This is a genomic window from Dyella sp. SYSU CM1112 (genome assembly GCF_058216415.1).
In genome coordinates this window covers 177,187-201,330 of the sequence record NZ_JBZEGI010000004.1, presented here as the reverse complement: position 1 = coordinate 201,330, position 24,144 = coordinate 177,187, and the positions used below count along the sequence as shown (strand labels likewise).

20 protein-coding genes are annotated in these 24,144 nt (G+C 60.9%); 9 read left to right on the top strand and 11 right to left on the bottom strand.

Going from position 1 to position 24,144, the window contains the following annotated elements; all coding sequences use genetic code 11:
- Window positions 1-50 precede the first annotated feature (50 nt).
- On the bottom strand, window positions 51-1,925 hold the full coding sequence (locus AC4HNJ_RS08240; protein ID WP_490479071.1) for an MFS transporter: 1,875 nt from the start codon (window positions 1,923-1,925) through the stop codon (window positions 51-53).
- Between the two features lie 112 nt (window positions 1,926-2,037).
- On the opposite strand from AC4HNJ_RS08240, the gene AC4HNJ_RS08235 reads away from it, so the two are divergent.
- A complete protein-coding gene (locus AC4HNJ_RS08235) occupies window positions 2,038-2,457 on the top strand; it encodes a DUF2784 domain-containing protein (protein WP_490479070.1) in 420 nt (139 codons plus the stop codon).
- 31 nt (window positions 2,458-2,488) lie between these two features.
- Complete coding sequence (locus tag AC4HNJ_RS08230; protein ID WP_490479069.1) at window positions 2,489-2,908, top strand: GFA family protein; 420 nt, start codon at window positions 2,489-2,491, stop codon at window positions 2,906-2,908.
- Between the two features lie 260 nt (window positions 2,909-3,168).
- Here AC4HNJ_RS08230 and purD read toward each other — a convergent pair whose 3' ends face one another.
- The 6 genes from purD to AC4HNJ_RS08200 all read right to left on the bottom strand — a co-directional run bounded on the left by purD (window position 3,169) and on the right by AC4HNJ_RS08200 (window position 11,755).
- Complete coding sequence (gene purD, locus AC4HNJ_RS08225; protein WP_490479068.1) at window positions 3,169-4,452, bottom strand: phosphoribosylamine--glycine ligase; 1,284 nt, start codon at window positions 4,450-4,452, stop codon at window positions 3,169-3,171.
- Between the two features lie 104 nt (window positions 4,453-4,556).
- A complete protein-coding gene (locus tag AC4HNJ_RS08220) occupies window positions 4,557-5,849 on the bottom strand; it encodes an AMP-binding protein (RefSeq protein ID WP_490479198.1) in 1,293 nt (430 codons plus the stop codon).
- Window positions 5,850-6,090: 241 nt separating this feature from the next.
- Window positions 6,091-6,663 (bottom strand): L-threonylcarbamoyladenylate synthase type 1 TsaC, encoded by a 573-nt coding sequence (gene tsaC / locus AC4HNJ_RS08215; protein ID WP_490479067.1) that lies wholly within the window; start codon window positions 6,661-6,663, stop codon window positions 6,091-6,093.
- 72 nt (window positions 6,664-6,735) lie between these two features.
- Complete coding sequence (locus AC4HNJ_RS08210) at window positions 6,736-9,210, bottom strand: DNA topoisomerase I (protein ID WP_490479066.1); 2,475 nt, start codon at window positions 9,208-9,210, stop codon at window positions 6,736-6,738.
- A 127-nt stretch (window positions 9,211-9,337) separates the two neighbouring features.
- Complete coding sequence (gene dprA, locus AC4HNJ_RS08205; RefSeq protein WP_490479065.1) at window positions 9,338-10,483, bottom strand: DNA-processing protein DprA; 1,146 nt, start codon at window positions 10,481-10,483, stop codon at window positions 9,338-9,340.
- Window positions 10,484-10,606: 123 nt separating this feature from the next.
- Entirely contained in the window at window positions 10,607-11,755 is a 1,149-nt protein-coding gene (locus tag AC4HNJ_RS08200; protein ID WP_490479064.1) for a LysM peptidoglycan-binding domain-containing protein, read from the bottom strand.
- A gap of 448 nt (window positions 11,756-12,203) precedes the next feature.
- Here AC4HNJ_RS08200 and def point away from each other — a divergent pair, with 448 nt between their 5' ends.
- The 5 genes from def (at window position 12,204) to AC4HNJ_RS08175 (ending at window position 17,924) form a co-directional block, all read left to right on the top strand.
- Complete coding sequence (gene def / locus AC4HNJ_RS08195) at window positions 12,204-12,713, top strand: peptide deformylase (RefSeq protein ID WP_490479063.1); 510 nt, start codon at window positions 12,204-12,206, stop codon at window positions 12,711-12,713.
- A 76-nt stretch (window positions 12,714-12,789) separates the two neighbouring features.
- Window positions 12,790-13,773, top strand: coding sequence for a methionyl-tRNA formyltransferase (fmt, locus tag AC4HNJ_RS08190; RefSeq protein WP_490479062.1), 984 nt, complete (start codon window positions 12,790-12,792; stop codon window positions 13,771-13,773).
- Entirely contained in the window at window positions 13,770-15,065 is a 1,296-nt protein-coding gene (rsmB, locus tag AC4HNJ_RS08185) for a 16S rRNA (cytosine(967)-C(5))-methyltransferase RsmB (protein WP_490479061.1), read from the top strand. Before fmt ends, rsmB begins: the two co-directional genes overlap by 4 nt.
- 116 nt (window positions 15,066-15,181) lie before the next feature.
- Window positions 15,182-16,924 (top strand): ArnT family glycosyltransferase, encoded by a 1,743-nt coding sequence (locus tag AC4HNJ_RS08180; protein ID WP_490479197.1) that lies wholly within the window; start codon window positions 15,182-15,184, stop codon window positions 16,922-16,924.
- On the top strand, window positions 16,911-17,924 hold the full coding sequence (locus tag AC4HNJ_RS08175) for a glycosyltransferase (RefSeq protein WP_490479060.1): 1,014 nt from the start codon (window positions 16,911-16,913) through the stop codon (window positions 17,922-17,924). Before AC4HNJ_RS08180 ends, AC4HNJ_RS08175 begins: the two co-directional genes overlap by 14 nt.
- On the opposite strand, the gene AC4HNJ_RS08170 is transcribed toward AC4HNJ_RS08175, so the two are convergent.
- From AC4HNJ_RS08170 to AC4HNJ_RS08155, 4 genes are read right to left on the bottom strand one after another with little or no spacing between them, the layout of a single operon-like run.
- On the bottom strand, window positions 17,907-18,800 hold the full coding sequence (locus AC4HNJ_RS08170; RefSeq protein ID WP_490479059.1) for a glycosyltransferase family 2 protein: 894 nt from the start codon (window positions 18,798-18,800) through the stop codon (window positions 17,907-17,909). The genes AC4HNJ_RS08175 and AC4HNJ_RS08170 overlap by 18 nt on opposite strands.
- A 19-nt stretch (window positions 18,801-18,819) precedes the next feature.
- A complete protein-coding gene (locus AC4HNJ_RS08165) occupies window positions 18,820-19,725 on the bottom strand; it encodes a glycosyltransferase family 2 protein (RefSeq protein WP_490479058.1) in 906 nt (301 codons plus the stop codon).
- Complete coding sequence (locus AC4HNJ_RS08160) at window positions 19,722-20,672, bottom strand: UDP-glucuronic acid decarboxylase family protein (RefSeq protein ID WP_490479057.1); 951 nt, start codon at window positions 20,670-20,672, stop codon at window positions 19,722-19,724. The genes AC4HNJ_RS08165 and AC4HNJ_RS08160 overlap by 4 nt, the downstream gene beginning before the upstream one ends.
- Window positions 20,673-20,716: 44 nt before the next feature.
- The gene (locus AC4HNJ_RS08155) at window positions 20,717-22,003 is read right to left on the bottom strand and encodes an O-antigen ligase family protein (RefSeq protein WP_490479056.1); all 1,287 of its coding nucleotides are present in this window, start codon (window positions 22,001-22,003) and stop codon (window positions 20,717-20,719) included.
- A gap of 183 nt (window positions 22,004-22,186) precedes the next feature.
- Here AC4HNJ_RS08155 and AC4HNJ_RS08150 point away from each other — a divergent pair, with 183 nt between their 5' ends.
- Together AC4HNJ_RS08150 and AC4HNJ_RS08145 are read left to right on the top strand one after the other, a co-directional pair.
- Window positions 22,187-23,002 (top strand): glycosyltransferase family 2 protein, encoded by an 816-nt coding sequence (locus tag AC4HNJ_RS08150; RefSeq protein WP_490479196.1) that lies wholly within the window; start codon window positions 22,187-22,189, stop codon window positions 23,000-23,002.
- 3 nt (window positions 23,003-23,005) lie between these two features.
- Window positions 23,006-24,031, top strand: a complete 1,026-nt coding sequence (locus AC4HNJ_RS08145; protein ID WP_490479055.1) for a CDP-glycerol glycerophosphotransferase family protein — start codon at window positions 23,006-23,008, stop codon at window positions 24,029-24,031.
- Window positions 24,032-24,144: the final 113 nt, after the last annotated feature.

Genomic DNA, 24,144 nt, shown 5'->3' with positions numbered 1-24,144 from the left:
CCCATCATCTCTCTGTCATACGCGCGCATCCGGGCATACCCGCAATAGGGTCACGCCATTTCTCCACGCAGCACGCGCACGCGGCCTTCCAGCGAAGCAGCACTTACTTCTTCCGCCGGCCTGGGCGCATCCACCACCAATTCAACCCGCGCCCGAAAACGTCGTGGCAAACGCGCACGCCGAAGCATGGAATCACGTCGGCTCCAGACACTGCCCCACAGTCCGCGCAAAGCCATCGGGACAACCTGCACCGGACGGCGCGCAAGCACCTTCTCTACGCCAGGGCGGAACGGCGCGATATCACCATCCTTGGTCAAGCCGCCTTCAGGAAAAATGCATACCAGCTCGCCCTCCGCCAGCGCAGCGTCGATCGCTTCAAAAGCCTGATGCAGGATCACCGGATCTTCCTTTTGTCCCGCAATGGGAATCGCCTTTGCTGTTCGGAAGATGAAATTCAGCAAGGGAATATTGAAGATCTTGTAATACATCACGAAGCGCGCAGGACGACGCAGGTTCGCCATCAAAATCAATGGATCCATGAAGCTCACGTGATTGCACACCAATAACGCCGGCCCATCTTCCGGCACGTTCCGCAAACCATCCACCCGGATGCGATATAGCGTATTCACCAGCACCCAGGTGATGAACCGCATGAGGAATTCGGGCACCAAGGTGAAGATATAAGCCGCAACCACCACATTGAGCAAAGCGGCGACGAGGAAGATCTGAGGCGCATGGAAGCCCAGCATGTCCAGCGTCAGCCCGAAGCACGATGCAACAACAATCAACAGCGCATTCAAAATATTGTTGCCTGCGATCACACGCGAAAGCTTGTCGCGGGGCGCACGCGATTGCACGAAAGCAAACAACGGCACCACATAGAAGCCGGCAAAGACGCCGATCAGGGTGAGATCCATCACGATCCGCCAGCTTCCTGCCGCATGGAGGAATGCCAACCAGTCCAGGCCCTTTTCCGCGGCCGCGCCAGGACGGGCCAGAAAAAGGTCGATGCCGAACACCGTAAGGCCAAAGGCACCCAACGGCACCAACCCGATCTCCACGCGCCTGCCTGACATTTTTTCGCACATCAACGCACCAACACCGGTGCCAATCGAAAACAGCGTAAGCACCAAGGTATTGACCGAGCCGTCACCACCGAGACTGTCCCGCGTATACAACGGCAGCTGCGCCACCAGCACCGTGCCAAAAAACCAGAACCAGGAGATGCCCAACACTGCATTGAAGATCGCGCGATCAGCATGCGTGATACGCAGCACTTGCGCGGTCTCGGTAAACGGATTCCAGTTGAACGGCAGATCCGGCGCCGTGGCAGGTGCCGGGGGAATAAATCGGGCTATCACATAACCAATCACCGCGATGCCGATGGTCAGTGCGGCGGAGAGATGTGGCCCGACGCCCGCAATCAGCATGAGCGCATTGCCGGCCACCATGCCGATCAGTATCGCCATCTGGGTGCCCATCTCTACCAATCCGTTGCCACCTACCAATTCGGATGTCGTCAGCGCCTGGGGAAGAATGGCGTATTTGATCGGGCCGAACACGGTGGAATGCACGCCCATCATGAATAGCACTATCAAAAGCAGCATCAGGTGATGGCCGATGAAGCCGTAAGCGGCCAACACCATGGCGGCTATTTCGAACAGCTTTACGTAGCGGATGATGCGTGCTTTCTCAAATTTCTCTGCGAGCTGTCCCGCCGTCGCAGAAAAGAGGAAAAACGGCAGAATGAATAGCGCTGGCGCCAGATTCGTATAAAGGCTCACATCATGATCCGACAGCCCCATCTGGAATGCCGCCAGCATTACCATCGCATTCCGGAATGCACTATCGTTGAAGGCGGCCAGCGCCTGGGTCCAAAAGAATGGTGCGAAACGGCGATGGCCTAGCAAGGCGAACTGGCTCATGCGGATCCTTGGCAAGATGGATGGCGTAGCCTAGCGCGAAAGCTAGCCGCTTCTGAACTCGTCCTGCGCAGCCGGACTTTTCACGAGCAGCGCCAGCAACTTTCATAGCGTCATGACAATCATGTTTCTGCTTGCCGCCGATGCCACGCTCATCCTGCACCTGACGTTCATCCTGTTCGCCAGCCTCGGGGCGCTGCTTGCATTGAAGTGGCGCTGGATTCCATGGCTCCAGCTTCCAGCCGCCGCATGGGGCATTTTTGTCGAACTCAGCGGGCGCATCTGCCCCCTCACACAGATCGAGGATGCCTTTCGACTTCGAGCAGGAAAAGCCGCCTATCACGGTGACTGCATCGGGCACTATCTGCTAGCCACCATTTATCCAGAAGGATTAACCCGAACTATCCAATTCGTCCTGGCGGCGATGGTGCTCATCGTGAATCTGTCGGTGTACGCGTGGCTACTACAGCGCCAGCTACGCTTCCGGCGCGATGGCGAAGCTCGCCGTGGATCGCATCACGAGCGTCGCCTATGATGGCAGTCTCCTCTTCTGACCGGCCTTCACGATGCTGATTTCCGGAAGCTGCCACTGCGGAAATATCCGCTTTGATCTCACATGGGAACCTTCGCCGTCATCGATTCCGGCACGCGCCTGTAACTGCACGTTCTGCACTAAACACGGGGCTGCATGGACATCCTGTCCCGCAGGCGAACTCGCGATCAAGGTGCAAGATCCCGCACAGGTTTCACGGTACGCATTCGGCACAAAAACAGCAGATTTCCACATTTGTATGCACTGTGGTGGCGTCCCCGTTGTCACCAGCTCGATTGAAGGCAGAATCTACGCCGTGGTGAACGTCAATACGCTCGAAAACGTGGATACATCGCTGCTGCAACGCTCCTCGGCATCACTCGAACAAGAAAGCAGCGATGCACGATTGGAGAGGCGCCAAAGAAACTGGATCGCCAACGTACGCATGATCTAAACGGCTCAGTCATTTGTCCCAATGGGATGAATCTTTCCCGCTGAGATGACGAGCATCATGTGATGCAAAGGTCGCTGCCCTTGCAGCGTTATCATCTTCGAAGTGAAGGCACTGGAAACGATTCCGTGCGAAAGATGCCGTTACTCCATCTGCGCAAAATCGGATTAGCTGCATCGAACTGTTCCGGAATCGCAATGTCGACAGCTGCAAGGCGAAGGTCTATCGCTTCATATCACTGGCAGCTTAACGGCGCGCGACGATCACGCTCGTCGCAAAGCCCGATGCGCAATGTCGCGCCGGCAGAACGCACCATCGAAGTGAAGCTTCCTGACCGCGTCGTAGGCCTGGTCGCGAGCAGCAGTGATGTCCTTGCCCAAGGCACACACCGTCAACACGCGACCACCCGCGGTGATGACATGCCCCTGGGCATCGAGCTTGGTGCCCGCATGAAACACCTTTACGTCAGCGCCGAAGTCCGAGTCCAATCCTTCGATCACATCTCCGCTTTTGACCTTGGCCGGGTAACCGCTTGCTGCCATCACCACGCCGATTGCAGGACGCGGATCCCACTGCACATGCTTATGACGTAACTCGCCGTCCAACGCCGCCTCAATCAAGTCGACCAGATCGGATTTCAAACGAAGCATGATCGGCTGCGTTTCCGGGTCGCCAAAGCGCACGTTGAATTCGATCACCTTCGGTGCGCCCTGTTTGTCGATCATCAGGCCTGCATACAGAAACCCGATAAACGGTGCCCCTTCGGCGGCCATCCCGTGCAGGGTAGGCTCGATCACTTCCTTGAGGATGCGCTTCTCCACCTCCGGGGTTACCACCGGTGCAGGTGAATACGCGCCCATGCCGCCGGTGTTCGGACCGAGATCGTTGTCATCGCGGCGCTTATGATCCTGACTGCTGGCCATCGGCGAGGCATAACTGCCGTCACTCATGACGATGTAACTGGCTTCCTCACCTTCCAGGAATTCTTCGATCACGACGCGTGCGGACGCATCGCCAAAGGCATGCGCTCCCAGCATGTCATGCAATGCAAGCTCGGCATCGCCCAGGGTAAGCGCGACAACTACGCCTTTACCTGCGGCGAGACCATCCGCCTTGATGACGATGGGCGCGCCATGTTCGCGAACGTAGGCAAGCGCAGGGGCAAGCTCGGTGAACACCGCGTAGCGCGCCGTAGGAATGTTGTGGCGAAGCAGAAAATCCTTGGCGAAAGCCTTGGAGCCCTCAAGCTGCGCGGCAATCGCGCGCGGACCAAAGATGCGCAGACCCGCCGCGCGAAATTTGTCCACCACACCCGCTACGAGCGGCACTTCAGGACCGACCACGGTAAGGTCCACCTTCTCGGCCTTGGCCAACTTCAGCAGGCCCTCGATGTCGCTGACGGCTACGTCGACGTTACGCAGGCCATGCTCACGCGCAGTACCGGCATTGCCGGGCGCTACGAGCACTTCGCCGACGCGTCGCGACTGTCTCAGCTTCCACGCCAGCGCGTGCTCGCGACCACCGTTGCCGATCACCAGAACTTTCATGCCATTGACTCCGTTGCCACGTGCGCCGGGAGCAGGCGCCAGCCGGCCATTGTAGCGGGAGTCCAGTGTGGCTTATGGCCCAGGAGGCTTTTGCTGGAGATTCCTCAGACTTCGGAATGACGCGCAAGCCATTCCAGCAGCGCATGACGCGGCAGCTTGCCGGTCTCGTTGCGCGGCAGGCTTTCCACCCGACGCAAGGGGCGCGGCAGAAACACAGGGTCAATGAACGCACGCAGCGCATCGAGGATGCGGTGTTCGTCCAAATCCGGCGCCACTACCAACGCCGCGAGGCGCCGTACGCCGATGGCATCGGCCTCATCCAGTTGAAAAACCACACCGTCCCGGACACCGGGAATACTCAGCAATCGATGCGTCAGATCGCCCAGCGAAGCGCGTTTGCCGGCAATTTCAAGCAAATCCGCCTGACGACCGCATAATTCGAAACACCTGCCTTCATCGTGAACCGTCACGATGTCAGCCAGGGTCACCGGCGCATCGAGTTGCGGTGCCTCAATCTGTGTGCCGCCAGGTTGCGGATGCAGACGCACGCCGTGGTAGAGCGACCAACGACGATCGATCGTGATGCGTCGTGTCGCAAACGCACAGGTTTCCGTCGAACCGAATACTTCCAGCAGTGGCGCGCCAAACTGCTGCTCGGCCTGAAGCGCCAGCTCGGGTGGCATCGGTGCGGTGGCGGACAGCATCGCGGCCAGTGATGGCAAGGCGACGCCTGATTCAACCAAGGCGCGCAGATGCACCGGTGTGGTGACCAGTACCCGTGGCATCGGCATGGTCTCCAACGCGGTAACGATATCCGCGGGGAAAAACGGGCGCCCGGAATGAACCTGCACATCACCCAGCAGAGGCAGCAGGATCGACATCTCCACGCCGTAGATGTGTTGCGGAGGCACGGTCGCTACGACGGCGAATGGCTCACCCACGACTTGCTGCAGCATGCGCAGATTGCCGGCTGTACTGGCATGCAGGCTTCGCCAGGATTTGGCGTTGGCACGGGGCGTACCGGTTGAACCGGAGGTATAGCCGATCGCCACGGTCTGCCGCGCCGGAATGGCCGGCCACGCCACGGCGTCCGCGACGACCTCGTCCACTGGCAAGGGTGGCAGCACGTGATAACCATGCGGCGCCGGCTGCATCAGGCAATCGCCCACCGCATGACATCCGGGATGCGCAACCATCACTTCTTCGACCGCCTGCGGCGCACGTGAGGGTGGCAGCAGATTGACCTGCCCGCGCAGGGCGATGGCGCAAAAAGCCACCAGGAACGCATAACGGTCTTCGCACAGATTGACCGCCGCATGAGCCTCTGGCAGCTGGGCAGCCACCCGTTCCACATGGGCAATGAACTGCGCTGCCGAAATCACCTTGCCATCGTGCATCGCCACGACACGACGCGGATCCCCTACCCGTAGTAGAGGTAACAGCCGTTCCGCTTCATCGCGCTGATAGGTGTCGTAAACGATAGCCACGCACAGACTCCCGGTTGCCTACCGATGCAATAGGTCCCAGGCCGGCCTGATCGGTCGGCCACGTACATTCGACATGATCTCCTGCATGCCCCATCCTCATGGTCGCGGCTGAATCGGCACCGACCCCGTCCACCACCGTGTTTTGCAGGATTCAGCTTCGGATGATAGCGCCTGTCAATGCATCGCGAATGGTTGTGGGCTGGGACGCTCCGCCGAGTGGCGCGTCCAGAACGCCATCCAACTCGTCTCCGAAATAGGCCTGTAGCGTCGCAACATCCCTTGCCGGCGGCGCGCCGTGAGGATTGGCGCTGGTCGATACCAGCGCCCCGCCGAACGCGCGACACAAGGCTGCTGCGGGGCCATGCGCCGTCACCCGCAAGGCAATGCCGGCATGCGCGCCTGCCACCCATCCGGGCACTTTCCCACTCCGCGGAAAAATCCAGGTGAACGGTCCCGGCCAGCTCGCCCTGACTTGGGTCATGACCTCGGTCGGTACCTTCGCCAGATCGACGTAGTGCTCTACCTGTGCAAAATCCGAGGCAATCAACAGCACGCCTTGCGTGGCAGGACGTTGCTTTAGCGCAAAAATGCGCTCAAAAGCCACGTGATCATGCGGATCGCAGCCAAGCCCAAAGACCGCTTCCGTGGGATAGGCAAGTATGCCGCCCTGGCGCAAGCAAACCGCAGCGTCGGGAAGATCGGCAAGAGTGAAGCGCCTGGTCATCGGAGGACAGCTCCCTGAGTGACGTGCCAGCCCGTTGGCGGCCCCCTTGAGAAATAAAGGGAGCCTTTGACCTCAGGCTTTCGTTGCGGCTTTCTTTGACGCAGTCTTCTTGGTCGTGGTCTTTTTAGCCACGGCCTTTTTTGCTGCGGTTTTCTTGCTAGCCGTTTTCTTTACCGCCGCTTTCTTGGCGGTCGCCTTCTTTGCTGCCGAGGCCTTCTTCGCGGCTGCCTTTTTGGCAAACCGCCCCTTCTTGACCGGCGCGGCGGCGAGCAATTCGAGGCACTGCGTTTCGGTCAGCTCTTTCGGATCCTGATCCTTCGGAATGCGCGCGTTCTTTTCCCCGTCCGTGATGTATGGACCAAAGCGGCCGTTGAGCACCTGCACACTGTTGCCGAAATCCTTGATGACACGGTTGGCAATGAGCTCGAGTTTTTCCTGGACAATTTGCAAGGCACGGGGAAGCTCGATGGTGTACGGGTCGTCTTCTGCCTTCAACGAGGCATAGATACTGCCCTGCTTCACGAACGGTCCGAAGCGGCCAATGCCCACGCTCACCTCCTCGCCGCTCTCGGTCTGGCCCAGCTTGCGCGGCAGTTTGAAGAGCTCCAGCGCATCTTCGAGGGTAATCGTGTGCATGCTCTGACCCGGCCGCAGCGAAGCAAACTGCAGCTTTTCGTCAGTGTCCTTATCGCCGATCTGCGCATACGGTCCATAGCGACCCAGCCGCACGGATACCGGCTTACCGGATTTCGGATCGGCGCCCAGTTCACGTGCACCGGTGGCTTCGCTGCGATCGACCGATTCAGTCTTCTCTTCAACCTGTTGCTTGAACGGCCGCCAGAAACGCTGCATCAGCGGCACCCAGGCTTCCTCGCCGCGGCTCACCGCATCAAGCTCATCCTCCAGCTTGGCGGTGAAGTCGTAATCCACGTATTGCGTGAAGTGCTGGGTAAGGAATTTGCTCACCGCACGGCCCACGTCGGTGGGGCGGAAGCGGCGATTGTCCAGATAGACGTATTCGCGGTTTTGCAGCACCTGGATGATGCTGGCGTAGGTAGATGGGCGACCGATGCCGTATTCCTCCAACGCCTTCACCAGACTGGCTTCGGAATAACGCGGCGGCGGCTCGGTGAAATGCTGCCCGGCAAGAATGTCTTGCAGCGGCACTTGCTCACCTTTTTCCAGCTTCGGCAAACGGCGACCTTCGTCGTCGTCCTCAGCGCTCTTCTGATCGCGGCCTTCTTCATACACGGCAAGAAAGCCCGGATCGACCACGGTGGTGCCGGTCGCGCGAAATGCTGCATCGCCGCCCGCGACATGCTTGAGGTCGAAATCCACCGACACCGTATTCATCGTCGCATGGATCATCTGGCAGGCGACCGTGCGCTTCCAGATCAATTCATAGAGCTTGCGCTGATCGTCGGTGAGGAAAGCAGCTACTTCGCGCGGGGTACGCATCGCGGAAGTAGGGCGTATCGCTTCATGCGCCTCTTGGGCGTTCTTCGACTTGGTGCGATACACCTGCGGATGATCAGGCAGCGACTTGTTGCCATAGTCCCGCCCGATCAGCTGACGCAACTCGCCGACTGCGTCATCGGACAACGCGGTCGAGTCGGTACGCATATAAGTGATCAGGCCGACATTACCCTCGCTGCCCAAGCCTACGCCCTCGTACAGGCCTTGCGCGATTTTCATGGTGCGCGTGGTGCCGAAGCCGAGCTTGCGCGCTGCCTCCTGCTGCAGCGTGGAGGTGGTGAACGGTGGCGCTGGCCGGCGCTTGCGCTCCTTGCTCCCTACTTCACTGACGGTGAGATGTCCGCGTGCAGCCTCCTTCAGCGCGGCCCGCGCCGCCATGGCGTCGGCTTCGTTGGTCAGATCGAACTGTTCGAATTTCTTGCCGTGCAGCTTGGTCAGGCGTGCGCTGAAATCGCCCTCGGCATGCTTGAGTTGCGCCTCAACCGTCCAATACTCGCGCGCCACGAAGGCTTCGATCTCTTCCTCGCGCTCCACGATCATGCGCAATGCGGGACTTTGCACGCGTCCTGCCGACAGGCCGCGCTGCACCTTGCGCCACAACACCGGCGAGAGATTGAAGCCGACCAGGTAATCCAGCGCGCGGCGGGCTTGTTGGGCATCAACCAAGTCATGCGAGAGCTGGCGCGGCGCGGCAACAGCCGCCTTGATGGCCTTCGGCGTGATTTCCGAGAACACCACCCGGTGCAGTGTTTTGCCGTCGGAGATGCCGCGCTCCTTCAGGATTTCACTGATGTGCCAGCTGATGGCTTCGCCTTCGCGATCCAAGTCGGTCGCGAGATAGATGTCATCGGCTGCCTTGGCCGCTCTGGCGATGGCATCCACATGTTTCTCGTTGCGCTCGATCACCTCGTACTTCATGGCGAAGTCGTGCTCGGGATCAACCGCCCCCTCCTTGGGCTTGAGATCGCGCACATGGCCGTAAGAAGCCAGGACCTGAAAGTCCTTGCCGAGATATTTGTTGATCGTCTTGGCCTTGGCGGGCGATTCAACGATGAGCAGGTTTTTTGCCATGTGGCTTAAGGGTCCGAAAAGTCGACTGGCGACCGTCCATGAACGGCCGCCTTCTTTTTATAGTTGGAAGCATGCCGGCTTGACAGCTGTCAAGCTGGCGCATGTGAAAGCGAGACGTACGAGCAACTCAGGCACCCGGCAGCCGTTGATAGCGTCCACCCGGCAACCCTTCCACGCAAGCTTCCAATTCGAGCATCAACAGCATGGATGACAACACGGCTGCGCTTTGCCCGGTGCGCTCCGCCAGTTCATCCAGCGCCACCGGATCGTGCCCAAGCACGTCCAGCAGGCGCTGGTAGTCCGGATCGTCGCGCCAGCCACCCGGTGCCAGCCGGACGCGCCCGGCCGATGCCGCCGGCGACCGCTCCAGGCGCTGGGCCAAGTCGGCCCCGAGCGCCCGCGCGGCGGGAACCAGGGTTTCGGCAATGTCCGTAGCGCTTTCGACCAGCCGCACGCCCTCCTTGATGAGACGGTGACAGCCGCGGGCGAGCGGATTATGAATGGAACCGGGCACGGCGAATACCTCCCGTCCCTGCTCACCGGCAAGCCGGGCGGTGATTAGCGACCCGGACTGCAGTCCTGCCTCGATCACCACGGTGCCCAGCGATAAACCGGCAATGATGCGATTGCGGCGCGGGAAATGATCCGCGCGTGCTGCCGTTCCGGGCGGAAATTCGCTCACCAGGGCACCGCGCGCCGCCACTTGGTTCGATAACTCCCGATGCTTGCGCGGATAGGTCAGGTCCGGGCCGGTGCCGATCACCGCAATGGTCGGCCGGCCCGCGTCGAGAGCCGCCTCGTGGGCGGCTCCATCAATGCCGTCAGCCAGGCCGCTGGTAATCACGAAGCCCGCAAGTGCCAGCTGACGGGCAAAGCTGCGGGCATTGGTTTTGCCCGCCGCACTTGCGCTTCGCGCGCCTACGATCGCGACCTGGGGATGCAGCAACAAACTCGCATCGCCCGCCACGAACAGTGCAGCCGGTGGCTGCGGAATGGCCTCCAGCTGAGGTGGAAAATCCATCTCCGTGCAGCGCAGCAACCGATGCCCAGGCTCGCTCAACCACGCCAGATCGGCGGCGATGCGCGCTTCATCGGGACGATCCAGCCATGCATGCGCCTCCCCGCCAAGCACGCCTGCATGGCGCCGCAGCGACGCCAACACTGCGCCGATCTCGCCCTGGCTCGCTGCCAGGCGCTCACGCAAGCCAGACGGCCCCAGTCTCGGGGTCCGTAGTGCAATCAACCAATCACGCAGTTCCGCTTGCTCGTTCATGCTGCGAGTCTACGCGACGCGCCAAACGACGACGGCGCGGGATTGCCGCGCCGTCGTGTGGGTATTTGCGGAATTTCCGGATAAAACGGAGGCGCCGATGCAAAGCGCACCCGCTCCATCAGCTCATTCCGGCATTTTCACGCGCGCGCCGATCTTCACCGGTTTCAGGCCATCCATCACCAGCGCGTAACTCACTCGCTTGAAGGTGCGGAAAACCATCACGTGGCCGACGTATTCATCCGGCAAGGTCACGAATTTATGGCTGCCGCGATCCCAGCTGTCGTGCGCCACGTCATCCGGCACCTGCTCGCCCGGCTGCCACAGCGAGAACGTCATGCCGTTGTCGACCCCATCCTTCGAACCGATCGAAAGCACCACTACATCGTTCGGGCCTACCTGGGTCAAGCGCTCCAGCGAGAAGGCGATCACACGCCCATCCGGCGGCAGGGCCTTGGGCGGATGCGGGTAGTAATACGGGTCGTACGGGTTGTCGTCGATCGGCATCAGGCGATCGCCGGCACGAATCTCCATGATCGAATTCAGCAGCAGCAGCGTGGAGGGATCCCCCCCGCGCAGCACTTCCGCCTCGCCGATCACGGTGACTTCCATCGCGAGCGTCTTGCCGCGGAAGGTGTGGTTGGGCGTGACATGGCCAAGGTCGGTCTCCCATTCCTCGGTCCATGGCGAGCTTGTGGTCGCCACATCGCTATCCACCGGGTTGGCCGCCATTTCGTCGCTCTGCTCGGCTTCCGAACCGCCGTAGGTACGGAACACATGCGTAGGACGCACGATCGCCCAGCGCTGGCCGGGTTGCGCGTTGAGGTGGCGCACGTAAACGTTGCGGCCTGGCGTACCGGTCAGGTCGCCCTCTTCGAAGCCCATGACGTAGGGCGCGTTCTTGACCTCATCCGGATCCACCACGCGCGAATCCTTGAGGAACGGCTTGAGCTGGTCGACCGACACCGCGGGAATGGCTTCGCCTTCGCGGTGAATGGCAGGCTCAAGGCGCAGGGCTGGCCCGCCGTTGATGAAGGAAAGATCGAGCACGTCCCCGGGATAAATCAGGTGCGGATTGTGTACCTGGGGATTGGCTTGCCAGATTTCCGGCCACAGCCATGGCTTGGACAGGAACCGGGCGGAAATGCCCCACAGGGTGTCGCCACGACGCACGGTGTAACTGTCGGGGTGATCGGCTCGAAGCTGCGCGCCAGCCGCATAAACAGCCACGGTGACCAGCATGCCGGCCAGCAGCCCGATGGACTTTCTGATCATAAGCGGGAATCCCCCCTCTCCCGATGCTCGGGCGAGTGTAACCGAACCGTTAATCCAAGCAACACGTGCCAGTTGGCAAATTCGTGCGCCGACAATGAGATGCGCTGAACTCGTTTCCTCAATCGTCATGATTGGAGAAACGTTCCAGGTTGGATCATGCAGCGTCCGCAAGACAGTCTGTCCAGCCGCGCCACGTACGCAGGCCACGGAACATTCCGACCGCCCGTCTGCGCATTCAACCCGGGATTGTTCTGTCCACTCGCTGCGTCCACATCCGGCCGGCAGGCAGCCTGCACGCTGATCTGCGTCTAGGCAAAACACCGGCGGCGACGGGGGAAACGAGTTCAGCTCACCCTGTTAAACCACGTACAATAATCCCATTCTAGAGGGCGCAAGGGCTGGTTTTTTACCAATTCGCCCGCAATTTCCATGCCCCAGGCAGGTCTTCATGTCCGTTCTCACCATTCTCGAATTTCCTGATCCGCGCCTGCGCACCAAGGCAGAGCCTGTGCGCGTCTTCGATGCATCATTGAAACAGCTAGTCGATGACATGTTCGAGACGATGTACGCCGCCAATGGCGTCGGCTTGGCTGCCACCCAGGTCAACGTGCACAAGCGCGTACTGGTGGCCGACATGAGCGAGGAGCGCAACCAGTCGCTGGCGCTGATCAACCCGGAGATCCTCGAAAAGGACGGCACGCAGGTCTATCAGGAAGGCTGCCTGTCCTTCCCGGGTATCTATGCCGATGTCACCCGCGCCCTGAAAGTCAAAGTGCGCGCCCAGGACGTCGGGGGCGAGACTTTCGAACTGGAAGTCGAAGGCCCGCTGGCCGTATGCATCCAGCACGAAATGGATCATCTCGCCGGCAAGGTGTTTGTCGACTACCTGTCGCCATTGAAGCGCTCGATCCTGCTCAAGCGCCTCGAAAAACAGCGCAAGCAGGCGGCGCAAGCTTGAATCAGGAAAACTGGCGGCCCAATTCGTACGTGTCATCGGCTCCAGGCAGCTGCATGGTATTGCGCCATGATGCCTGATGATTCGCGAACCACTCTCCGCCCGCACCACTGCTCAGCATAGATCCGTGCAGCCCCTACGCATCGTCTTCGCCGGTACGCCGGAATTTTCCGTCCCTTGCCTGGAGGCCTGCCGCGCGAGCGGTGCCGAGGTCGTGGCGGTCTACACACAGCCCGACCGCCCTGCCGGCCGCGGGCGCAAGCTCACGCCAAGCCCGGTCAAACAGGCTGCCCTCACGGCGCAGCTTCCGGTCGAACAGCCGCCTACGCTGAAGACCCGTCAAGCGCGCGCGACTCTTGCCGCGTATCAGCCTGACCTGATGATCGTGGTGGCTTATGGCCTGATTCTCTCGCCCAAGATTTTGGCGATTCCGCGACTCGGCTGCTGGAACGTGCACGCCAGCCTGCTGCCACGCTGGCGCGGCGCAGCCCCCATCCAGCGCGCGATACTCGCAGGCGATACGGAAACCGGCGTCGACCTGATGCAAATGGAAGCCGGCCTTGACACCGGCCCCGTATTGCTTGAGCGGCGCACGCCCATCCATCGCGAAGATACCGGCGGCTCTTTGCACGATCGCCTCGCCGCACTCGGCGCGGAGGTGTTGGCAGAGGGACTGCGCCGCATCCTGGCGGGCGAAATCCTGCAGCCGACTCCGCAAGTCGAAGAAGGCGTGATGTATGCGCATAAGCTGGAGAAGGCCGAGGCACGCCTGGATTTTTCACAGAGCGCCGTAGCGCTGGAACGCCAAGTGCGCGCCTTCGATCCATGGCCGGTGGCCGAAGGCGCCTTGGCTGGCGAGAACGTGCGCATTTGGGCTGCGCGCGCTATCGAGCAGCATCACCACGCAACACCCGGCAGCATGATCGCCGCGCATCGCGACGGCATCGATATCGCATGCGGCGAAGGCGTGCTACGCGTCACCTCCCTGCAGCGCGCAGGCGGCAAGCGCATCACCGCTGCGGATTACCTCAATGCTCGTCCTGAATTGCGCGGTACCCGATGAACGACACACGCGCCCTTGCTGCGCAGGCGCTGGCAGATATCGCGCTGCGCGGCGTTTCGTTGCGTGAGGCGATGGAACAACGCGCACCGAAATTGCGCGACCCGCGTGACCGTTCATTGCTGACAGCCTTGCTCAGCGATGGTGCGCGCTGGTGGCTACGCTTCGACTCCGTGCTCGACCGATTGCTCGATAAGCCCTTGCGTCGCAAGGAACCCGAAGTGCATGCACTGCTGGTACTTGGCCTGGTGCAGCTGGATGTTCTCCAATTGCAGGACTACGCCGCCGTTGCCGCCACGGTGGAAGCGACACGTGCGCTGAATCGCCCTCGCCTTGCCGGGCTGGTCAATGCCGTGCTGCGTCGATGGCAACGTGAGCGGACTACCCTGCTGGCCGCGCTGGATGCCCAACCGCAAACACGCTACGCCATGCCGACGTGGCTGGTAGAAGCCATCACATCGGATTGGCCGACCCAAGCCGATGCCATACTCGCCGACAGCAACCGCGAGCCGCCGATGATGCTGCGTGCCAATCGCCGCCGCACGTCTCGCGATGCACTGATCGAGCAACTTCGTGCGAGTGCTTACCCTGCGAATCCACATCCCTGGCTCACTGATGGCATCGTGCTGCCACATAGCAGCGACATCACACGCATGCCCGGCTTCGCACAGGGATGGTTCGCCGTGCAGGACGGCGCTGCGCAAGTAGCGGCCGACCTGCTCGATATACGCAACGGTCTGCGTGTGCTGGATGCGTGTGCAGCCCCTGGCGGCAAAGCGTGTCATCTGTTGGAACGCGCCGACCTCAGCCTTACTGCCTTGGAATTCGACGCTTCACGCACTGCGCGCATTCGTCAGAATCTGGAACGCCTGGGTTTGCATGCAGACCTGCGCATCGGCGACGCGGGCGATCCCTCCCACTGGTGGGACGGCAAACCCTTCGACCGCATCCTGATCGATGCGCCTTGTTCGGCGACCGGCGTATTGCGTCGGCGTCCCGATGTGCGCCTGCATCGGCGCGCCAGCGACATCGATGCGCTGGCCGCGCAGCAACAACGCATCCTGGCCGCGTTATGGCCATTGCTCGCCCCTGGCGGACGCCTCGTTTACGTGACCTGTTCGCTATTGCGCGCGGAGAACGAAACGGTGATCGAAACGTTTCTAGCCCACCATGACGATGCGCGCGCCGTATCCGTGTCATTGCCTGCAGGCCAGCCTGCAACGGTCGGCTGGCAAATCCTGCCGGGCGATGATGATCTCGACGGCATGTACTATGCCGTGCTTGAGCGCCGCTGATGCCGCGCTTTCTCCTCCGCCAAGGAGGGAAAAGCGAGATGAGCGGCGATCTTGCAGTGAACCATCCCCAGCCTCTCATCAAGCCCTTCAAGAGCATCGCGGAAATCATGGTATCCATGGCAAGCGCCCCCCCTCACTCCACTGAGCTGGAAAGACGAGAACGCCGCCAATTCTGGTTGCTGATGCTGTTTGCCATCGTGATGCTCGGCATCGGCATCGGCTTGCGCGATCCCTGGCCTTCCGATGAACCACGCTTCACGCTCGCCGCCAAGCAAATGGTGGAAAGTGGCGATTGGCTGTTTCCCCATCGCGGTGTTGAACTTTACGCCGACAAGCCGCCGATGCTGATGTGGCTGGAAGCAGCCGGCTTCGAAATCGTGCGCAATTGGCGCATCGCTTTCATGCTGCCCTCGTTCCTGGGTGCGCTTGGCACCTTGCTGCTGGTCTACGACCTGGGACGACGGCTATGGAACCGCAAGGTCGGCCTTTACGCGGCCATGGCTGTCTTGATGTGCATCCAGTTCGTGTTCCAGGCCAAGCGAGCGCAGATCGATCCATTGGTGGTGTTTTTCATCACCGCCGCCAACTGGGGTTTGCTGCGCCATCTGCTTACCGGTCCAAATTGGCGGCTTTACTGGCTCGGCTGTTTTTGTGCTGGCCTGGGCGTGATCACCAAGGGCGTGGGTTTTCTCGCCTTGTTCATGCTGCTGCCTTACGCGTGGGCGGCGCGACAACGCTGGCACGGCGTGTCCGCCATGGGCAACGGTACATGGTGGCGTTGGTGGCTGGGCCTGATCGCCACACTCGTCGCCATCGCACTATGGCTGGTGCCCATGCTGCTCGCTGCGCATGCGCGCAGCGACAATCCTGCGTATGCCGCCTATGTGCATGACATCCTGTTTCATCAAACGGCAGGCCGCTACGCGCACGCATGGCATCACATCCATTCGGCGTTCTTTTATCTGCCGCTGATCCTCTACAACTGGCTGCCGCTCTCCCTGACCTATCCGGGCACACTGCCTCGCTGGTGGCAGGCGCTGCGAGCGAAAGATGCACGCATCCTGTTGCCGCTGGGCTGGATCGTGCTGGTGTTCTTGTTCTTCAGCGCTTCGGCCGGCAAGCGCGACGTCTACGTGTTGCCCATCGTGCCCATGCTGGCCTTGATCACCGCGCCCTATCTCGAAGCGATGCTTGCCACGCGTTGGCTGCGTACGCTCGGCACGCTTTTCCTGATCGTGATCGGCGGCGCCATGTTGGGGCTGGGCACCTACGCACTCGTCACGCATCCGGCTTTCGCCACCAAGCTCGCTTATGACCGCGGCTTTGACGGACCCGCCGACAGTCTGTGGTGGATGTGCATGGTCATCGGCGCGGCGCAGTGGATCGCACTGGCGATTTTCCGTCCGCGTCGCGTGCATTACGCCATTGCCAGCGGTTTGCTCGTGCTCTGGATCGTGTGGGGCGCCTGGGCCTATCCCCTGCTCAACGGCAGTAGTTCTTCGGCCGAATTGATGAGCCGCGTCAGCGAACGGCTCGGCCCCCACGACGAGATCGGCCTGGTCGACTGGAAAGAACAAAACATGCTGATGCTCGATCGCCACGCCATGGACTTCGGCTTCCGCGCATCCACCTCGCTGCAATTCACGCGTGCGGTGCAGTGGCAGGCGGCTGCGCCGGCCACGCGTTGGCTGTTCGTGCAAGAGCCCGCCATGGGCAATTGCGTGAATCGCAGCAAAGCTATCGACATCGGTCACGCGAATCGGCGCGACTGGTGGCTATTCAAGACCGATGCCGTGATTCCCGGTTGCGTACCCAAAAACAGCGACGAAGCCCCGGAACCGGACGATGCCGCCTCCTGATCATCCGCCGTACTGTCAGCTGATCGCCCGCGACAACGCCGCCGGTCTCAGTCGCGACTTGGTGTTGTTATCGGAAGCTTTGCAACAAGCGGGGTGCCGGACGCAAACCACCGGCCTCCCCCATCGCGGCCGTTTCGCCGAATGGCGTACGCGCCTGCAATGGATGCGCAGGCCACCGGCCTTCGACATCAACCTGATGCTGGAGCGCATTCGTCCGGAATTTTTCCGGGCCGCACGATGCAATGTGCTGATTCCGAATCCGGAGTATTTTCGTCCGCAGGATCGCGACGCTATAGCTTCGCTGGATGCCGTGTGGGTAAAGACGCATCACGCGGAACGCCTATTCCAGCACTTGAACGCCACCACGCGCTACATCGGCTTCACCAGCCCCGATCGCCTCGATAGCGCAGCGACACGACGCCATGCGTTTTTCCACGGCCCCGGCCGCAGCGCCAACAAAGGTACGCAGGCATTGCTGGCGCTATGGCGCAAGCATCCTGAATGGCCGATGCTCACGGTGGCGTGGCGCCGCAAACGCGTCGAGATCGAAACGCCGCCATCCAACGTCACGGTGATCCGCGATCATCTCAGCGATGACGAGTACCGGCGTTTGCAGAACGAACATCGCTTTCATCTCTGCCCATCGCAAACCGAAGGCTTTGGTCATTATCTGGTGGAAGCGATGAGCTGCCGTGCGGTGGTCATCACGCTCGACACCGAGCCGATGAACGAACTGGTCACGGCCGAACGTGGTGTGCTGGTTCCGGCACAGCCTATGGGTGTGCAGGATCTGGCGACGTGCTATGGCTTCACGGAACCGGCCATGGAAGCGGCGATCGAGCGCTGCGTGGCGATGGACGCTGCTGCCGCCGAACGCATCGGCGACGCCGCGCGTAGCTGGTATGAAGCCGAACGCGCTGCATGGCCGTCGCGCCTGCGCGATGCGATCGCCGCCCTGAGCCCAGAGCAAGCCGCGTCCCGTTCAACGCAGCGTTCGTAAATCCGGCAACGGTTCGCGGTCGACGGCATCGTGCTGTGCGATGCCGCGCTCGCACCACGTAATGCCTTCTGTACGCGTGCGCTTGAGAATGATGTTGTTGGGCATGGTCGGATCATCCGGATCCGCCGGCGCACGCGAACGGTGTTCAAGATGGATGGCCAAACCGGCGAACTTCAGCTGGCGTCGACGCAATCCGGCGTTCTGCAAGCGCGCAGCCAGTTCCAGATCCTCACTGCCATAACCTTCCATCGCTTCATTGAAACCATTGACGCGCAGAAGATCTTCGCGCCAGATCGCCATATTGCAGCTCATCACATGACCGCCCTTGCGCGAGCGCGCTTTCCATCGCGCCAGCCATGGCATGCGTAGGGCATGAATGCGCTTGCCATAATGCAGTTTGCTCGGCTCCGCGTTCGACGGGCGGAAATAAGCATCTACCCATGGATGAAATTTTGGCTTGCCGCCGGCAAGCAACCGTGCGGTCTCCGCATCCGTCACGCGCAGCCGCGTGCCCTGCACGAAACTACCGCGCTGCGCCAGCATGAGGTGGTCAGCGATGAACTTGGGGTGGGTGATCATGTCGCCGTCGAGCAGGATCACGTACTCGCCATGCGCAGCGAGAATCCCCGTATTGCGCGCACGCGACGCTCGAAATCCCTGGTCGTCCTGCCAGCCATGCCGCAGCGGCACGGGATAATCCTGCGCCAGGCGTAGCAGCAAGTCGCGTGTGTCGGGACGCGAGCCGTCATCGGCCACGATCACTTCCAGCGGCAGCCTGGTCTGCTTCGCCAACGCGCGCAGCACGAGTTCCAGCGCACTCGGCCAGTTATAGGTCAGTACGATGACGCTGACGGTGGGTGCGGGCACGGTGCTCACGATCGCGCTTATCGATAAGTCAACGTGCGCGACGTCGTATGGTGATGAAACGCTCCACACGCTTGAGCCACGACGCCGAGCTGCGCCAGGCGATCCTGGCGTAGCGCCTGGCTTCTTCGCGCGAGGGCTCCGGCTTGCTGAGGAATTCGCGCTTGACCAGCTCCAGCGTCAAGGTATCCATGTACATGCGGCTGGCGTAATAGTTGATGAGACTACGCGAACGAAAACCATTGGCGAATTGGCGTTCTTTCGCACGTGCATGCCACCAGCCATTGGCGCCATGAATGCGGTAATGCACCATGCCCGTTGGCAAATAGTATTTATGCGCCCCCATCACACTGGTACCGAACACCAGGCAATTGTCGGCAGAAATGCGCCAGGTCTGCAGAAAGGCAGCCGGCAATTCCAGCGCGCGTTGCGCCCATGTGCGGCGCATTGAAAGCGCCGAGGTCGCCGCGCCATAGAAATAACCGGTCATCCACGTGCTGATCGCGGTATAGCCAAGATCAGTGGCACGCTCGGCATATCCTTGTGTGCCTGTTTCGTTGCCGAACAACACCACGTCGCTGAATACGAAGTCGATGTCCGAGCGTGCGTCATACAGCTCGCCGATCAAGGCTAGGTATTCGGCGTCCCAGCGATCGTCCGCATCGAGGAAACACACCACGTCGCCGGTGACACCCTCCATGCCGCGCACGAAGGCCGACAGCTGGCCGCCATTCGGCACGCAGCGCAAGGTCACACGCGGATCGTTTCCGTAACGCTCGGCCAGCCACGCTGTCGAGCCATCCGTGGAACCGTCGTCGACGACGATGACCTGCGTTGCGGGCCGTGTCTGCGCCAGCACGCCGTCAATCGCCTCGCCCACATAGGCACGATAGTTGTAGTTGGTAACGATGACGCTGAAGGTGACGCCAGCGCTCATGCGCAGTCGCCCTCGTTCAACAGCTTGCGGAAATACGCAATGGTTTCTTTCAAACCATCTTCCAGCGCAACGCTCGGTTGCCAGCCGAGTTTTTCCTTGGCCAGCGAAATGTCCGGCTGGCGCTGGCGCGGATCGTCAGACGGCAACGGGCGATAGACCAGTTTCGAGTGCCCCCCCACGAGCTGCAGCACTTTCTCGGCCAATTCCAGCATGGTGAATTCGGACGGATTGCCGATGTTGACCGGGCCGGTGAAGCCTTTTTCGGTGTCCATCATGCGCACCATCGCTTCGATCAAATCGTCCACATAGCAGAAGCTGCGCGTCTGGCTACCGTCGCCATAGATGGTGATGTCTTCGCCCTTCAGCGCCTGCACGATGAAGTTGCTGACCACGCGCCCGTCGTTTGGATGCATGTGCGGGCCGTAGGTGTTGAAGATGCGTACGACCTTGATATCCAGATGGTGCTGACGGTAGTAATCGAAGAACAGGGTTTCGGCACAGCGCTTGCCTTCGTCATAGCAACTGCGGATGCCGATGGGATTGACGCGCCCCCAGTAGGATTCCGTTTGCGGATGCACTTCGGGATCGCCATACACCTCGCTGGTCGACGCCTGCAGGATGCGCGCCTTGACCCGCTTGGCCAGGCCGAGCATGTTGATCGCACCGTGCACCGACGTCTTGGTGGTTTGCACCGGATCGTACTGGTAGTGAAACGGCGAAGCCGGACACGCAAGGTTGTAGATGCGGTCGACCTCCACATAGAGCGGAAAGGTCACATCGTGACGCATCATTTCGAAATACGGATGACCGAGCAAATGCGCGATGTTCCGCTTGCGGCCGGTGAAGTAGTTGTCCACGCAAAGTACGTCGTGTCCATCGCGCAGCAAACGATCGCATAGATGCGAACCGAGAAACCCGGCGCCGCCGGTCACCAGCACTCTGCCCATTGCATATCCTCATCGGCGCCGTGACGTGAGATGGCGCCGGTTATCTAGTCGGGCATGATAGCGGCGCGAGCGTTCGAACGCTCGCGGATAGCGAGATTGACGGCCAAGGCAAAGGGAAGCCAGATCAGTATCCAGCCGGGACGCGGACTGTCCAGCAGTTGCGGCATGTCGAACTGCAACACCACGGATGCAAACACCCACAGCACCAGGATGATCCGGCCACGCATCGAACGACGATGCCGCCAGCCCTGCCAGGCGACCAGAGCCCACATGACGCACGTCAACAGGAGGCCGGGCAAGCCCAGCTCGATCGCCACCTGCGTAAGCACATTGTGACTATGCGTATAAGCCTCCCCGCGAACCATCAAGGTAAAGGGGGTGCCCTGGCCGAGTCCGAGCAAGGGATGTGCCGCGATCGTATGCAACGCTTGTGCGAACAATTCCGGTCGCAGCGAGGCACCCCGCTCGACCAAGACCGGCAGCGGCCTGACCAGCACGATGGCAACCAGGACCAGGACCGTACCCGCCAGCCAGCGGACGATGCGTTCCGGCCGCCACAGCGGCGCAATCAATGCAGAAACGGCAAGCGCCAGCCATACGGCACGCGTCTGGGTGAAGCTGATGAAGAGCAATAGCAGGACAACTGCCGCCCAGCGAGCCTTCGACATCTTCCCGGCAGGCAGCGACAACTGCGTCAGCAGCAGGCACATCGCCCCCATCAGACTGGCCGCGTAATTGGCCGTGGCAATCGTCCCCACGCCTACGATCCGGCTGTCCTGCGGTGCGTCATGCCAATACTGCAGGCAATACACAGCCGCACACAGCGCTACCACCAGGCCGAGACTGCAGAGCAGACCGCGCACATGTTTTTCATCGTCCGCATCCCAAAGCTGCCACGCCAGGATGAACGTCATCACGCTAAGCAGGCGGCCTACTTCATCCCCCGTACTGCGCAGGTGCGCCCATGACAATGAAACGAATGCCCAGCCCAGCAGCAATAGAAAAATGCGAAACAGCGGCAACGGCAGCAGTTCACGCCACAACTGGGCACGTTGCCGGAACGAAACCACCAGCGCCGGCAGGTACAGCAGCAAGATCAAGCTGGCCTGATAAGCCTTGCTGGGATTGTAGGAAATCCCAGCCGGCATGATCGCCATGCCCAGCACCATCCACGCAATGCCGATACCGATGACATAGCGCCATACATCCTGCCGGAGTGGCGCGAAGGGCGACGGCCGGGGGGGCGACAAGACCGTACCCACGCGCTCGGCCGCTGGCGCCTGGGCCGATGGATTCCGCCGCCCATGTGGCAACACCGTTTGCTCACTCATACATCCATCCACCATTTCCACTTTGACGCAGGCGGACTCCTCGGTTTGGTTTTCCCTAACCCGTGCCTGCCACGGCGATACTGCATGCCATTTACTGAAACATAGCCAACTATGTTGGCATGAAACCATATCCTGATCACGCCAAGTGCAGGGACCGTGATGGAAGCGGCTAGAATCCTACACATGCCTTTACTTCCCCTCACCCTCGTCGTCATCACCCGCAACGAGGCGCAAAAAATCGCGCGCTGCCTGGATAGCGTGCCCTTCGCGGCTGAAAAGCTGGTGGTGGACAGCGGCAGCACCGACGACACCGTGGCGATCGCCCAGGCCCATGGCGCGCGCGTGGTGCACCAGGCGTGGCTCGGCTTCGGTCCGCAGCGAAACTTTGCCGCCACGCAATGCAGCCACCCCTGGATCCTCGCGCTGGATGCGGACGAATACCTCACGCCCGAGCTCGCCGATGAATTGCAGCATCGCCTGCCAGCCCTGATGGAAAGTGACACGGCCGCGGCGATCCTGCGCCGGCACCTGATCTACATGGGCAAGCCGATGCGCTGGTACCGACCGGCAGTAGGCGAAAAAATGGCACGCCTCTATCACCGCGACCGCGCCCGCTGGAGTGACGTGCGCGTGCATGAGTCGCTGCAATTCAAGGGCGCGTCAATCACCTTCAACGCAGCCTTCCTGCACGACAACAACCCCAGCCTGGCCGAGAAGCAACTCAAGGTACTGCTGTACTCGGAACTGAAGTGCCGCGACTGGATGGACAAGAACAAGTCGCCCCGAATGTGGCAGACACCGTTCGTCTTCGCGCTCGCGTTCTTCAAGGACTATGTGCTGCGACTGGGCTTCCTCGACGGCTGGCGCGGCTATGCCATTGCACAAACGGCCGCCAGCTACGCGGCCTACAAGCGCATGCGCTACTACGAAATGTGTCTGAATCCCACGTCACGCGATACCGCCGCCGCTGCATTGACCCGTGCCGGATTGGATCACTGAAACATGACAAAGCATTACTTGCTTTACGGGTCCGAACGTTATGCGCTGGCCATCCTGCGTCCGCTGCAAGATGCGATCCGCGCACGCGGCGGCGAAACCGCCTGGTTTTTTGATGGCCCGGGCGCCGAGGATCTGATCGAGGGCGAACGCCTGCTCTCGGTGCAGGAAGTGCGCCGCTGGCGCCCCCTTGCGGTGATCACGCCAGGCAATCACCTGCCGCATTTCTTTCCGGGCGTGAAAGTGGAAGTGTTCCACGGCTTCAACGCCGGCAAGCCGCGCCATATCTACATTCGCGGTTTTTTCGATCTGTATTGCACCACCGGTCCGCGCGACACTGCGCAATTCAATGCCTTGGCAACGAAGCTGGGGCACTTCGCCGTGACCGAAACCGGCTGGCCCAAGCTCGATCCCTTCATGAAGGACATCGCCGGCCCACTGCCGCCGGTACGCAAACCACCGGTGATTCTCTATCACTCCACCTTCTCACCTTCGTGGAGCGCCGCCGAAACGCTGTACGACGAAGTGAAGCGCCTTTCCCGCGATGGCCGATGGCACTGGATCATCTCGTTCCATCCCAAGATGAATCCGGAGACGGTAGCGAAATTCAAGGCGCTGCAGAACGAATACCTCCGCTTCGCCGAAAACGACAACATTCTCGAACTGTTTCCCCAGGTCGACATGATGTGTTCGGATACATCGTCCGCGCTGAGCGAATTCCTGCTTACCGGCAAACCTGTCGTTACATTCAAGAACCGCGCGCCGGGTCCGCAGCTGATCGACATCGACGATCCGTCGCAATTCGAGCCAGCCATCGAACGCGCCCTGTCGCGTCCGCCTGAATTGATGCAAGCGATCCGAGAGTTTGGCGAAGCCATTCACCCTTATCACGACGGCCGCTCCAGCGAGCGCGTACTCGATGCCATCGATGCCTTCCTCGCCGCCGGCGGACGCAACCGCAAAACCAAACCGCACAACTGGTGGCGCAAGCTGAAACTGCGCAAGCGCATCGGTTACTGGGGACCGGCATAAACCGCGCCTGTTTACGCCTTATGGGATGTTTCACCGGCGACGATCAGCGCAGCGCTCGAGCAATCAAAGCTGGAACGCAGGGAAACCTTCTGGCGAAATCCACCGCGCAAAAG